Here is a 12,574-nt window from a genome sequence, read left to right on the forward strand (position 1 = left end):
ACGGCTCCAGCCAGCGAATCGCTAGCTCGTAATCTCGCGGCAGATAATGCAGATGGCGAGGAGACCGTTCATGCGGCGACATATGGGCCACGAAGGCGCCTTTCGTCAAGAGAGCCGCGAAAATGCCGTCTTGTTTCCGCAATGCGCGGCCGCCCCGCCTTGATGGTTCGTCATCCTTAACCTTTTGACTTTAATTTGGAACCCGGCGGTCCCAAGCCCCGGTGCATCCATGCGATCCCTGTTCACGCTCGTCTCCTGTGCTTCCATCGTCGCAGTATCCGGTGCTTTCGCCGAGACCCGCGTCTTCATCATCGCCAACCAGGCGGACGGCTATGGCATCGACCGATGCCTGGCCAAGGGCGAGAAATGCGGCGCGCAGGTGGCCCGCACCTACTGCCAGTCACGGGACTTTGCGCAGGCATCGGCCTACCGCCGGGTCGATCCCGACGAAATTACCGGCTCTGTCCCCAAATCCGGCGCAAACTGCTCTCATGGCCATTGCGACGAATATGTCGCAATCACCTGCCAGCGCTGAATTCGCTCGGAGCTGGCGGACCTTAGGACCCATTTACGGCCCCTGAAACGACGTGACGATGCCGCAGGAAGCGGCTATTGGAGGACGCGCTTCGGCCCCCCAAATCACATTGGAAGTCAGTTGGGGCCGTGACCTCGCTAGAATGGCGGATATGCCTGAATTTTTGTCTCTGTCCCGTCCCCGCTCCCTCCTTGCCTGCACCGTGCTTCTGAGCGCGATCGTGCTCACCACTGACGCCTTTGCACAGGCCGGCCCGCCGGGAGCGCCGCCGCCTCCGGCCACCCAGAACGGGCTCGGACCGAATCCGATGTGCGTGCGGCTGGAAGGCCAGCTTGCCGCGCTCGATCGCGGCGGCGGTGGTGGTGATCCCGCGCGCGAAGACCAGATCCGCCGTTATCAGGATTCCCAGACCCGCCAGCAGGCCGAGCTCGATCGCGTCACCATGCAGGCCAAGCGCATGGGTTGCGATTCCTCCGGCTTCTTCTCGCTGTTCAACGGCCAGTCGGCGCAATGCGGCCCGGTCAACACCCAGATCCAGCAGATGCGCGCCAATCTGGACCAGATCACCGGCAATCTCGAACGCCTGCGCACTGGCGGTCCCGGCGGCGGCAGCCCCGAACGCGATAGCCAGCGCCGCTCGGTGCTGATTGCGCTTGCGCAGAACAATTGCGGCCCGCAATACGCCAACGCCGCGCAGTCGCAGGGCGGCAACTTCCTGAGCAATCTGTTCGGCGGCGGCAATAACCCCAATAATCCGCCGGGCGCGCCGCCCGCGGATCTCGGCCCGCAATCCGGCACTTACCGCACCGTCTGCGTGCGTACCTGCGACGGCGCCTATTTTCCGATCTCGTTTGCGACCGTGCCGGCGCGCTTCCCCGACGACGAGAAGACCTGCAAGGCGCTGTGCCCGGCGGCTGAAGCCGTGCTCTACGCCCACCGCAATCCCGGCGAGGACATGAGCTCGGCGGTCTCCATCAGTGGTCAGCCCTACACGGCGTTGCCAACCGCCTTCAAATTCCGCAGCGAGTTCAACCCGTCCTGCTCGTGCAAAGCGGCCGGCCAGACCTGGGCCGACGCGCTGAAATCGGCCGACGACAAGGCGGCGGCCGAGCAGCAGGGTGACATCATCGTCACCGAGGAGAGCGCCAAGAAAATGCAGCAGCAGCGGCTCAGCAGGGGCACGCCTGCCGCAACGGCCAAGAAGGGCGCAGCTCCGGCGCCGACAACGGCTACCGCACCGGCAGCGACACCTCCGCCTGAGGCAAGCACCGCCACCACGTCCGAAAACAAGCCGATCCGTTCGGTCGGGCCGACGTTCCTGCCGCAGCAGCAGAAGTAGGTTATTCTCCGTCATGTCACGCGAAGGCGGCCGCCAGGCGCGGCCGTGTCGCTGTTACTGCTCGCCCTCGCGGCTCCACGGGAAGAGATTCGCCGGAAAGTCAGCTGCGTAGCGCTTTCCCTTCGGGTGCGGCGGCGGTTCGTCAGGTGGATTCGGATTCGGCTCGACCACCCTCCGGTAGAGATGCCAAGTGGCATGACCGAGCACCGGCAACACGACAGCGAGACCGACGAACGCCGGTAGCGAGCCGATCACCAGCAGCGCCGCAACGATGAGACCCCATCCGGCCATCCCGACCGGATTCGCGGCCACGACTCGGAGCGACGTGCGGATCGCATCGATCGCAGTCGCATGCCGGTCGAGCATCAACGGGAACGACACGACGCTGATGCACAGCGTCACGACCGCAAACAGGAAGCCGACGCCACAACCGACGATGATGAGCGACCAGCCTTCCGGGGTCGTCAGCACGCGCGTTGCGAAGTCGGGAATGCTTGCAGCCGGCGCGTGACCGAAGATCGTGACGTAGATTGCGTTCGCGACACCGATCCAGATCCCGAACAGGACGAGCAGGAGCACGCCGAGCTCGAGCATTGCGCCGAACGACGGTGCGCGCAGCACTTTGATCGCGTCCCATGCGTCGACCTCCTCGCCGAGCTCGCGGCGACGGCTGAGTTCGTAGAGACCGATCGCGGCAAAGGGGCCAATCAAGGCAAACCCGGCGGCTAGCGGAAACAACAGCGGCAGCACCGAATGGCCGAGGACCATCCTGAACAGGACGAGACCAAGAACGGGATAAATCGCGCATACGACGATCGCGTGACTTGGCATTGCCTGGAAGTCCTCCCAACCCAGGCGCAGAGCCACGGTCAAGTCGGACAAGCTGATCTTGCGAATGGGATAAGAGGCCGCTTCGCCGAATACGTGCCGCCTCAAGATGTCGTGGGAGTAGAGAGTGGCCATGGACGCACCTCCCGTGCTGAAAATCGCGATGCCGATAACACGCGTTTTCCAACCACGCGTGTCCGCCTCACGAGCGAGAAACGCGATGGGCCGAGTACGGTAACCCAGGTTCAGCGACACGAGCCTGGCCGGACGGAACCCGTCGCGACCTGCCTTGGCAATCCTAGCGCGCACCGGGCTCGGCTGAACTCACGGTTAGGTGAATTGTGCATCTGCACAAGTTTTCATGCGTGGCGTCACCTGAGACGCCGTCGCGCAATGGATGCAACAGGCGCTTCTTGCCGACCGACAGCGACGCCGACACGACATTGGCACGCCTACAATGCTCTATTGACGCCGGGTTCTGCTGGTATCATCTTAAAAGCGGACGCCCTCAGCTCCGATGAGATTGGTGGTCGAGACGTTCTCTTGAGTTCGCGACCACTGGAATGGGCGAGGCAAGAGGCCGGCGATGGCATAGATGCCAACCAAGAAAAGCCAGCTATCGCGACAGACGTGAGCTCCGCCCTGGATTCGTATCCGTAGCCTTCGATGGCAAGGATGGATCAGGATGGTTGTCGCATTGATACTGCTTCTGGTCGCGATCGGCTCGGTGCTGTTTCACATCTACAGCCCGTGGTGGTGGACGCCGATCGGCACCAACTGGGTCTATATCGACCACACCATCAACATCACGTTCTGGATCACGGGCTTCGTTTTCGTCGCGGTCATCGCGTTCATGGCCTATTGCGTCTTCCGCTTTCACCACAAAGAGGGAAGACGGGCTGACTACAACCCGGAAAACAAAAAGCTCGAATGGTGGCTGAGCGTCGGGACCGGCGTCGGCGTCGCGGCCATGCTGGCGCCGGGCCTCGTGGTCTGGCACCAGTTCGTGACGGTGCCTGCGGATGCCACCGAGGTCGAGGTCATGGGCCAGCAATGGCAATGGAGCTTCCGCCTTCCCGGCAAGGATGGGCGGTTGGGCACCTCCGATGTCCGCAACATCGGTCCCGACAATCCGATGGGACTCAATCGCGACGATGCACATGCGCAGGACGATGTCGTGATCGAGAACGGCGAGTTGCACCTTCAATTGGGGAAGCCTGTCAAAGTCCTGCTCCGCTCGGTCGATGTCCTGCACGATTTCTACGTGCCGGAATTCCGGGCCAAGATGGACATGGTCCCGGGCGCGGTGACCTATTTCTGGATAACGCCGATCCGAACCGGAACGTTCGATGTTCTCTGTGCGGAACTCTGCGGCGCTGCGCATTATCAGATGCGGGCCAAGGTCATCGTCGACGAAGAACATGAATATCACGCTTGGCTGGAGCAACAGAAAACGTTCGCAGAATTGTCGGGCGGAAACGCGGTTGTGAGGGCGACGTACCAATCCGGCGACAAGTAGCAAGGTGCCGCCGCGAAGCTAGATCGGGTGCGTGAGGTCAACTCGTCGTACCCGATGGAAACGACCGAGGAGGTTTCTATGGTCGATATTCCATATGAAGGGATCGCGAACATCCCGCCTGCCGAAGCACCTGATGTCGAGCTCTATCATCCGAGGAGCTGGTGGACACGGTATGTCTTCTCGCAGGACGCCAAGGTGATCGCCATTCAGTACGCGCTGACGGCCTCCGCCATCGGACTGGTGGCCCTGGTGCTGTCGTGGCTGATGCGGCTGCAACTGGGGTTCCCGGGCACTTTCTCTTTCATCGACCCCAACCAGTACCTCCAGCTCATCACCATGCACGGCATGATCATGGTGATCTACCTGCTCACCGCATTGTTCCTGGGCGGCTTCGGCAACTACCTGATCCCGCTGATGGTCGGCGCCCGGGATATGGTTTTCCCCTATGTGAACATGCTGAGCTACTGGGTCTACCTGCTCGCAGTCCTGGTGCTGGCCTCGACATTCTTCGTGCCCGGCGGCCCCACGGGCGCCGGCTGGACGTTGTACCCGCCGCAAGCAATCCTCTCCGGAACGCCTGGGCAGGAATGGGGCATCATTCTCATGATGTCGTCCCTGATCCTGTTCATCATCGGCTTCACCATGGGCGGGCTGAATTATGTGGTCACGGTGCTCCAGGCGCGCGCCCGCGGCATGACACTGATGCGGCTGCCCCTGACGGTGTGGGGCATTTTCACGGCGACCGTTATGGCTTTGCTGGCATTCCCTGCACTCTTCGTTGCCTCGGTCATGCTGCTGCTCGACCGTCTCTTGGGAACCAGCTTCTTCATGCCCTCACTCGTCGAGATGGGCACGCTTTCGAAATATGGTGGCGGCAGCCCGCTGCTCTTCCAGCACCTGTTCTGGTTCTTCGGCCACCCCGAGGTCTACATCGTCGCCCTGCCCGCCTTCGGCATCGTCTCCGATCTGATCAGCACACATGCGCGCAAGAACATCTTTGGTTACCGCATGATGGTCTGGGCGATCGTGGCCATCGGCGCGCTCAGCTTCCTCGTATGGGCGCACCACATGTATGTGAGCGGCATGTTCCCGCAATTCGGCTACTTCTTCGCCACCACGACGCTCATCATCGCCATCCCCACCGCGATCAAGGTCTACAACTGGGTGCTGACCCTGTGGCGCGGCGACATTCATCTCAGGGTGCCGATGCTGTTCGCCCTCGGCTTCATCATCACCTTCGTGAACGGCGGGCTGACCGGCCTCTTCCTCGGAAACGTCGTCGTGGACGTTCCGCTCTCGGATACCATGTTCGTGGTCGCACATTTCCACATGGTGATGGGCGTGGCGCCGATCATGGTCGTGCTCGGCGCGATCTATCATTGGTACCCCAAGGTCACGGGACGGATGTTGAACGACGTCCTCGGCAAGTTTCACTTCTGGGTCACCTTCCTCGGCGCCTACCTGATCTTCTTCCCCATGCACTATCTCGGACTGCTCGGCGTTCCGCGCCGGTATTTCGAACTCGGCGAGGCGGCGTTCATCCCGCCTTCGGCCCATTCACTGAACGCCTTCATCTCCGTGGTGGCCCTGACCGTCGGCTTCAGCCAGATGGTGTTCCTGTTCAATCTTGCCTGGAGCCTGTTCAAAGGTGAAGCCTCAGGCGGCAATCCGTGGCGGGCGACGACGCTGGAATGGCAGACGCCGGAGACGCCCCCCGGGCACGGCAACTGGGGCAAGGAGCTCCCGGTCGTCTACCGCTGGGCCTATGACTACAGCGTACCCGGCGCCGAGGAGGACTTCATTCCGCAGAACCAGCCGCCGCGCGCAACGCAGGCCGTTCAGGGAGCTGTTTCGTGAGCGCCATCATCCTGTTCCTGGCTGTGATCGCGGTCATCACCGGATGGTGGCTGTCGCAGCAGCGGCTGACGGCCAAGCCCTGGCTGGAGGAAGGTTCGGCCGGTGACTTCCCAGGCGGCGATGCCATGACCTGGCCGGCCGCGAAGATCGGACTTGGCGTGTTTCTCGCGGTCGCGGGTTCATTGTTCGTCCTCTTCATCAGCGCCTACTCGATGCGCATGAATGCGGTGGACTGGCGGGCTCTGCCCGTGCCGCGGCTGCTGTGGATCAACACGGGCGTCCTGGTCGTGAGCAGCGTCGCGCTGCAATGGTCGTCTGTGGCCGCGCGCCGACACGACGCTGATGGCGTCATGGCCGGCCTGCTCACGGGCGGAGTGTCCGCCGTACTTTTCCTCGCCGGACAGCTTCTGGCCTGGCAACAGCTCAACGCGGCCGGATATTTCGTGGCGTCCAATCCGGCCAATTCCTTCTTCTACCTGTTGACGGCGGTGCACGGGCTGCATCTGACGGGCGGCCTGGTGGCCCTCGGCCGAACCTCAGCCAAGGTGTGGCGCAGCGCCGAGATCGCCGACACACGCCTGAGCGTGGAGCTGTGCGCCATCTACTGGCACTTCCTGCTGCTGGTCTGGCTCGTCCTGCTCGGCCTCCTCACCGGCTGGACCGACGATTTCGTCAACATCTGTCGCCAATTGCTGAGTTAGGGAGGCGAGACCAGATGGCTGAGACCGTGCTGACAAATTCGGGCCAATCGCCTGCGCGCCTTGAAGGCTGGCGCGGCATCGCCGCCGACTGGGCTTCCGATCAGCGCGCCTTCAAGAACGTGTCCTGGGGCAAGGCCATGATGTGGATCTTCCTCCTCAGCGACACCTTCATCTTCAGTTGCTTCCTGCTCTCCTACATGACCGCGCGCATGTCGACGACCGTGCCGTGGCCCAATACCAGCGAAGTTTTTGCCCTCACCATCGGCGATACACACATCCCGATGATCCTGATCGCCATCATGACGTTCATCCTGATCAGCAGCAGCGGGACGATGGCGATGGCTGTCAATTTCGGCTACCGCCGCGACCGCGTCAGGACGGCAGCCTTGATGCTGGTCACGGCGGCCTTCGGCGCGACATTCGTCGGAATGCAGGCCTTCGAATGGACCAAGCTGATCACGGAGGGCGTCCGGCCCTGGGGCAATCCGTGGGGCGCACCGCAGTTTGGCGCGAGCTTCTTCATGATCACCGGCTTTCACGGCACCCATGTGACGATCGGTGTAATCTTCCTGATCGCCATTGCGCGGAAGGTCTTGCGCGGCGACTTCGACGTCGCGAGGCGCGGCTTCTTCACGAGCCGCAAGGGCTATTACGAGATCGTCGAGATCATGGGCCTGTACTGGCACTTCGTCGACCTCGTGTGGGTGTTCATCTTTGCCTTGTTCTATCTTTGGTGAGATCGGCCAATGACAAATGCAGCGGTACACATGGAAGGACAGCTACACGCTCATGCGCATGACGCCGTCGGATCGGGAGCGGCGCACGCCAAGGGCCAGCAGCACCCGATCAAGCTCTATCTCGTGGTCTGGGGATGGTTGTTTGTCCTCAGCACGTGCTCCTTCCTCGTCGACTACTTTGGCCTGCATGGCTATCTCAGGTGGTCGCTGATCCTGCTGTTCATGGTGTTGAAGGCAGGCCTGATCGTTGCCGTCTTCATGCACATGGCCTGGGAGCGGCTGGCCCTGGCCTATGCCATACTGGCGCCGCCGATCGCGGTGTTGGTCTTTGTTACGATCATGGTGCTCGAGTCCGAGTACACGCACTTCCTTCGGGTGCTGTTCTTCGCAAGCCCGTCGTAGCACCGGCAGACCCGGCCTCTAACCTCACCCCTCGAACGCGTCGATCGAGGCGCCGTTGGCACGCGAGACCAAGGTCTCGTCCGGGACAGGAAGCGGCTCGCCCTTGTCGCGAAAACGGTTGGTGATGGGGTAACGGCGGTCGCGGCCGAAATTCCTGCGCGTCACCTTCACGCCGGGAGCGGCCTGGCGGCGCTTGTATTCGGCGATGTTGAGGAGATGGTCGATGCGGGTGACCGTCCCGCGGTCGAAGCCGGCGGCGATGATCTGGTCCAACGGCTCTTCGCGCTCGACCAGACGCTCCAGGATCGCGTCGAGCACCTCGTAAGCCGGCAGTGAGTCCTGATCGGTCTGGTTCTCACGCAGCTCGGCCGTCGGCGGACGCGTGATGATGTCGGGCGGGATCACCTCGCCCGCAGGTCCTAGCGCGCCGTCAGGCTTCCAGGTGTTGCGCAGCGCCGCCATGCGAAACACCTGCGTCTTGTAGATGTCCTTGATCGGATTGAAGCCGCCGTTCATGTCGCCATAGAGCGTGGCATAACCGACCGACATTTCCGACTTGTTGCCTGTCGTCACCACCATCAGCCCGGTCTTGTTGGAGATCGCCATCAGCAGCGTGCCACGCGTGCGGGCCTGAAGGTTTTCCTCGGTAATATCGGGCGGCAGGTTCTTGAAGATGCCGGACAGGATGGTTTCGAATCCGCCCACCGCTTCCGCGATCGGCAACACCTCGTAGCGGATGCCGAGATGGCCGGCGAGCTCGCCCGCGTCGGCGATCGAGTGTGCTGCCGTGTAGCGATAAGGCAGCATCACGCCGTGCACCTGATCGGCGCCCAGCGCATCGACCGCGATCGCCGCGCAGAGTGCGGAATCGATGCCGCCGGAGATGCCGAGCAGCACGCCGGGAAAGCCATTTTTGGTGACGTAGTCGCGCAAGCCGATCACGCACGCGGCATAGTCGGCCTTGTCGCCCTCGGGCTGCTCCACGATCGGACCCGTGCAACGCCAATCGCCGCCGTTCCTGATGAAGCGCAGCGTCGTGACGTTCTCCGCGAACGCCGGCAGTTGCGCGGCGAGCGAGAGATCGCCGTTGAGCGCGAAAGACGCGCCGTCGAACACGAGCTCGTCCTGGCCGCAGACCTGATTGAGATAGATCAGCGGCAAGCCGCTCTCGGTGACCCGCGCGACCGCCACTGACAGGCGCACATCGTTCTTGTCGCGGGCATAGGGCGAGCCGTTCGGCACCAGAATGATCTCGGCGCCGGTCTCGGCCAGCGTCTCGACCACGTTCTCGTAATCCTCGGACTCTTCCAGCCAGATATCCTCGCAGATCGGAACGCCGATCCGCACGCCGCGCACGGTGACGGGACCCGCCGCCGGCCCGCGCGCAAACAGCCGCTTCTCGTCGAACACGCCGTAATTCGGCAGATTGCATTTGAAGCGCAACGCCGCGATGCGCCCGCCGTCGAGCAGCGCGCAGGCATTGTAGAGCCTGCCGTCCTCGACCCAGGGCGTGCCGACCAGCAGCGCCGGGCCGCCGTCGGCGGTCTCGCGCGCGAGCGCTTCGATGGCGGAACGGCAGGCGGCCTGGAACGCCGGCTTCTGCACCAGATCCTCCGGAGGATAGCCGGCGATGAACAATTCCGGAAACAGCACCAGATCGGCGCCATCGGCGATGGCTCGCGCGCGTGCCGAGCGAGCCTTCGCGGCATTGCCCTCGATGTCGCCCATGGTCGGATTGAGCTGGGCGAGCGTGACCGCGAATGTGTTGAGACGTTCGGTCATGGCCGCCGTCCTCGAGTTAGAGAAATCCCAGCCGCTCGATGATCGCGATGATCCAGAACGCGCCGGCCATCAGCAGCGCAACGCCGACCGCGGCCGAGCCCATGTCCTTGACCCGTCCGATCTGCTTGTCGTGATCCATGGTCAGTCGGTCGGCGAGCTTCTCGATCGCGGTGTTGAGCAGCTCGACCACCAGCACGAAGGCGACCGAGCAGACCAGCTCGACCGCGCGCGTCGCGCTGGCGGCGACGAACCACGCGACCGGCACCGACAGGATCAGCGCAAAAATCTCCTCGCGGACGGCCTGTTCCGAGCGGAACGCAAAGGCCAGACCGTTGCGGGAATTGATCGTGGCCTTCCAGATCCGCAGCAAGGTTTTAGAGCCCCGCTGCAGCCGGAATCGGCCTGACCTTGCCGGAGCGTTCCTGCTTCAGCAGTTCGGCGACCAGGAAAGCCATGTCGATGGATTGCTCGGCATTGAGGCGGGGATCGCAAACCGTGTGGTAGCGATCGTTGAGATCCTCGTCCGTGATGGCGCGGGCGCCGCCGATACATTCGGTGACGTCCTGGCCGGTCATCTCCAGATGCACGCCGCCGGCGTGGGTGCCTTCCGCGGCGTGGATCGTGAAGAACGACTTCACTTCCGACAGCACGCGATCGAACGGCCGCGTCTTGTAGCCCGACGTGGACGTGATGGTGTTGCCGTGCATGGGATCGCACGACCAGACCACCACTTTGCCCTCGCGCTTCACCGCGCGGATCAGGCCCGGCAGATGGTCGGCGACCTTGTCGGAGCCGAAGCGGTTGATCAGCGTCAGCCGGCCCGGCTCGTTGTCCGGGTTGAGCACGTCGATCAGCTTCAACAGCTCGTCCGGCTTCAGCGAGGGACCGCACTTCAGGCCGATCGGGTTCTTGATTCCGCGGAAATATTCGATGTGGCCGTGGTCGAGCTGACGGGTGCGATCGCCGATCCAGATCATGTGGCCCGAGGTCGCGTACCAGTCGCCGGTCGTGGAATCGACGCGGGTCATGGCCTGCTCGTAACCGAGCAGCAGAGCTTCATGGCTGGTGTAGAAATCGGTGGCGCGCAGCTCCGGATGGCTTTCGAGATCGAGGCCGCAGGCGCGCATGAAATTGAGCGCGTCCGAGATGCGGTCGGCCAATTCCTTGTAGCGGCGGGACTGCGGACTATCCTTGAGGAAGCCGAGCATCCATTGATGCACGCTGCCGAGGTTGGCGAAGCCGCCGGTGGCGAAGGCGCGGAGCAGGTTCAGCGTCGCGGCCGACTGGCGATAGGCCATCAGCTGGCGCTGCGGATCCGGCACGCGCGCGTCCTTGGTGAAGGCGATGTCGTTGACGATGTCGCCGCGATAGCTCGGCAGCTCGACGCCGTTGACCTTCTCGGTCGGCGACGAGCGCGGTTTTGCAAACTGGCCGGCGATGCGGCCGACCTTCACCACCGGCACCGCGCCGGCATAGGTCAGCACCACCGCCATCTGGAGCAGCACGCGGAAAAAGTCGCGGATGTTGTTGGCGCCGTGCTCGGCAAAGCTCTCGGCGCAATCGCCGCCCTGCAGCAGGAAGGCGTCGCCGGCCGCAACGCGCGCGAGCGCCTTCTTCAGATTGCGCGCCTCGCCGGCAAACACCAGCGGCGGAAAGGTTGCAAGCTGCGCCTCGACGTCGGCCAAAGCCTTGGCGTCGGGATAATCGGGCACCTGTAGCACCGGCTTGCTGCGCCAGGACTCGGGCGTCCACCGCTCGGACATCGCAATCTCTCCGTGAAGCAAAAAGTGCAACCTGATCTGTGGGTTGCGAGGGCCGCCTTATACACAGGCTGGCACGACACCGCCAGTTGTAAATCCGTTTCGCAATGCAAACCCTTGCGGGTAAAGCCGAATTCGCATTTGCTAGGGGGGAGAGGAAACCGGCAAGACGACTTCCACCCATGGACGCGGCACTGGACGACGTTTTCATCGACGAGATCAGCTTCCCGGCAACCGACGGGTATGCGCTGACCGGCACCCTGTTCCTGCCGCGCGGCGCCAAGCGCCATGCCGTCCTGATCAACTCGGCGACCGCCGTCCCGCGAAAAATCTATCGTGGCTTCGCCTCCTACCTCGCCCATCGCGGCTGCGCGGTCCTCACTTACGACTATCGCGGCATCGGCGACTCCCGGCAGCCGGCCATGGTCGGCTACAACCAGCCGAAATCGCTGGTCGGCTTCAAGGCCTCGATGTCGGACTGGGCCGCGCTCGACGTCACCGCCGCGGTGCGCTGGATGCGCGAGCGGTACAACACCCTGCCCTTCGCGTATGTCGGCCATTCCTTCGGCGGACAAGCGCTGGGGCTGATCGAAAACAACAGCGAGATTTCGCGCGCGGCGTTCGTGGCCTCGCAGGCCGCGACCTGGCGGCTGATGATTTCGCCGGAGAAATACCGCGTCTTCGCCTTCATGAATTTCGTCGGCGTGCCGCTGGTCCACGCGCTTGGCTACGCACCGGGCTGGGTCGGCATCGGCGAGGATTTGCCCAAGGGCGTCTTCCTGCAATGGGCCGACTGGGTCTCGAGCCCGCGCTATCTCTTCGATTCCAAACTGCCGGCGCTGGAGAATTTTGCAAAGTTCAAGGGCGAGCTGCGCGCGCTCTGCTTCTCCGACGATCCCTGGGCAACGCGCCCGGCGGTCGAGCTGCTCACATCCGGCTTCACGGCGATCAAGCCGGAGGTGCTGACGGTGAAACCATCCGACGTCGGCGCCAAGGCGATCGGCCATTTTGGCTTCTTCCGCCCCGAGCATCGCGACACGCTGTGGCGCGGCGTCGCGGAATGGATCCAGGGGGAGTGAGCGTCACGCTCTATTGAAGGCGGCCGCCACCTTCC

12 protein-coding genes are annotated in these 12,574 nt (G+C 63.2%); 8 read left to right on the plus strand and 4 right to left on the minus strand.

Features of this window, described 5'->3' with window-relative positions; genetic code table 11:
* The first annotated feature begins 229 nt into the window (after nucleotides 1-229).
* Both K3F49_RS10735 and K3F49_RS10740 read left to right on the plus strand, forming a co-directional pair.
* Nucleotides 230-535 carry a hypothetical protein gene (locus tag K3F49_RS10735; RefSeq protein ID WP_234680893.1) on the plus strand — a complete coding sequence of 102 codons (306 nt, stop codon included), beginning with the start codon at nucleotides 230-232 and terminating at the stop codon, nucleotides 533-535.
* Between the two features lie 142 nt (nucleotides 536-677).
* Nucleotides 678-1,874, plus strand: coding sequence for a DUF2865 domain-containing protein (locus K3F49_RS10740; RefSeq protein WP_234680894.1), 1,197 nt, complete (start codon nucleotides 678-680; stop codon nucleotides 1,872-1,874).
* A gap of 54 nt (nucleotides 1,875-1,928) precedes the next feature.
* Here K3F49_RS10740 and K3F49_RS10745 read toward each other — a convergent pair whose 3' ends face one another.
* Nucleotides 1,929-2,837 carry a DUF2189 domain-containing protein gene (locus K3F49_RS10745; RefSeq protein WP_234681418.1) on the minus strand — a complete coding sequence of 303 codons (909 nt, stop codon included), beginning with the start codon at nucleotides 2,835-2,837 and terminating at the stop codon, nucleotides 1,929-1,931.
* A 550-nt stretch (nucleotides 2,838-3,387) separates the two neighbouring features.
* Between K3F49_RS10745 and K3F49_RS10750 the strand changes: the two genes are divergently transcribed.
* The 5 genes from K3F49_RS10750 (at nucleotide 3,388) to K3F49_RS10770 (ending at nucleotide 7,918) form a co-directional block, all read left to right on the plus strand.
* Nucleotides 3,388-4,221 (plus strand): cytochrome c oxidase subunit II, encoded by an 834-nt coding sequence (locus tag K3F49_RS10750; protein WP_234680895.1) that lies wholly within the window; start codon nucleotides 3,388-3,390, stop codon nucleotides 4,219-4,221.
* A gap of 78 nt (nucleotides 4,222-4,299) precedes the next feature.
* Nucleotides 4,300-6,078, plus strand: a complete 1,779-nt coding sequence (locus tag K3F49_RS10755; protein WP_234680896.1) for a cbb3-type cytochrome c oxidase subunit I — start codon at nucleotides 4,300-4,302, stop codon at nucleotides 6,076-6,078.
* Nucleotides 6,075-6,779, plus strand: coding sequence for a cytochrome c oxidase subunit 3 (locus K3F49_RS10760; RefSeq protein WP_234680897.1), 705 nt, complete (start codon nucleotides 6,075-6,077; stop codon nucleotides 6,777-6,779). The genes K3F49_RS10755 and K3F49_RS10760 overlap by 4 nt, the downstream gene beginning before the upstream one ends.
* A gap of 14 nt (nucleotides 6,780-6,793) precedes the next feature.
* A complete protein-coding gene (locus tag K3F49_RS10765; protein ID WP_234680898.1) occupies nucleotides 6,794-7,516 on the plus strand; it encodes a heme-copper oxidase subunit III family protein in 723 nt (240 codons plus the stop codon).
* A gap of 9 nt (nucleotides 7,517-7,525) precedes the next feature.
* The gene (locus K3F49_RS10770) at nucleotides 7,526-7,918 is read left to right on the plus strand and encodes a cytochrome C oxidase subunit IV family protein (protein ID WP_234680899.1); all 393 of its coding nucleotides are present in this window, start codon (nucleotides 7,526-7,528) and stop codon (nucleotides 7,916-7,918) included.
* Between the two features lie 24 nt (nucleotides 7,919-7,942).
* Here the strand turns inward: K3F49_RS10770 and K3F49_RS10775 are convergent, their stop codons facing one another.
* From K3F49_RS10775 to K3F49_RS10785, 3 genes are read right to left on the minus strand one after another with little or no spacing between them, the layout of a single operon-like run.
* Nucleotides 7,943-9,700, minus strand: coding sequence for an NAD+ synthase (locus K3F49_RS10775; RefSeq protein ID WP_234680900.1), 1,758 nt, complete (start codon nucleotides 9,698-9,700; stop codon nucleotides 7,943-7,945).
* A gap of 16 nt (nucleotides 9,701-9,716) precedes the next feature.
* Nucleotides 9,717-10,070 (minus strand): diacylglycerol kinase, encoded by a 354-nt coding sequence (locus tag K3F49_RS10780; RefSeq protein ID WP_234680901.1) that lies wholly within the window; start codon nucleotides 10,068-10,070, stop codon nucleotides 9,717-9,719.
* A gap of 4 nt (nucleotides 10,071-10,074) precedes the next feature.
* Nucleotides 10,075-11,463, minus strand: coding sequence for a class II 3-deoxy-7-phosphoheptulonate synthase (locus K3F49_RS10785; protein ID WP_234680902.1), 1,389 nt, complete (start codon nucleotides 11,461-11,463; stop codon nucleotides 10,075-10,077).
* 179 nt (nucleotides 11,464-11,642) lie between these two features.
* Between K3F49_RS10785 and K3F49_RS10790 the strand changes: the two genes are divergently transcribed.
* Complete coding sequence (locus K3F49_RS10790; protein ID WP_234680903.1) at nucleotides 11,643-12,539, plus strand: alpha/beta hydrolase family protein; 897 nt, start codon at nucleotides 11,643-11,645, stop codon at nucleotides 12,537-12,539.
* Nucleotides 12,540-12,574: the final 35 nt, after the last annotated feature.

The sequence above is a fragment of the Bradyrhizobium monzae genome, assembly GCF_021458635.1.
Taxonomy (GTDB): domain Bacteria; phylum Pseudomonadota; class Alphaproteobacteria; order Rhizobiales; family Xanthobacteraceae; genus Bradyrhizobium.

Bases quoted from the DNA above. Each gene is read 5' to 3' on its own strand.
- K3F49_RS10755 (WP_234680896.1), top strand. From the start codon at position 4,300: ATGGTCGATATTCCATATGAAGGGATCGCGAACATCCCGCCTGCCGAA.
- K3F49_RS10735 (WP_234680893.1), top strand. From the start codon at position 230: ATGCGATCCCTGTTCACGCTCGTCTCCTGTGCTTCCATCGTCGCAGTA.
- K3F49_RS10785 (WP_234680902.1), bottom strand. From the start codon at position 11,463: ATGTCCGAGCGGTGGACGCCCGAGTCCTGGCGCAGCAAGCCGGTGCTA.
- K3F49_RS10750 (WP_234680895.1), top strand. From the start codon at position 3,388: ATGGTTGTCGCATTGATACTGCTTCTGGTCGCGATCGGCTCGGTGCTG.
- K3F49_RS10790 (WP_234680903.1), top strand. From the start codon at position 11,643: ATGGACGCGGCACTGGACGACGTTTTCATCGACGAGATCAGCTTCCCG.
- K3F49_RS10740 (WP_234680894.1), top strand. From the start codon at position 678: ATGGCGGATATGCCTGAATTTTTGTCTCTGTCCCGTCCCCGCTCCCTC.
- K3F49_RS10770 (WP_234680899.1), top strand. From the start codon at position 7,526: ATGACAAATGCAGCGGTACACATGGAAGGACAGCTACACGCTCATGCG.
- K3F49_RS10765 (WP_234680898.1), top strand. From the start codon at position 6,794: ATGGCTGAGACCGTGCTGACAAATTCGGGCCAATCGCCTGCGCGCCTT.
- K3F49_RS10745 (WP_234681418.1), bottom strand. From the start codon at position 2,837: ATGGCCACTCTCTACTCCCACGACATCTTGAGGCGGCACGTATTCGGC.
- K3F49_RS10775 (WP_234680900.1), bottom strand. From the start codon at position 9,700: ATGACCGAACGTCTCAACACATTCGCGGTCACGCTCGCCCAGCTCAAT.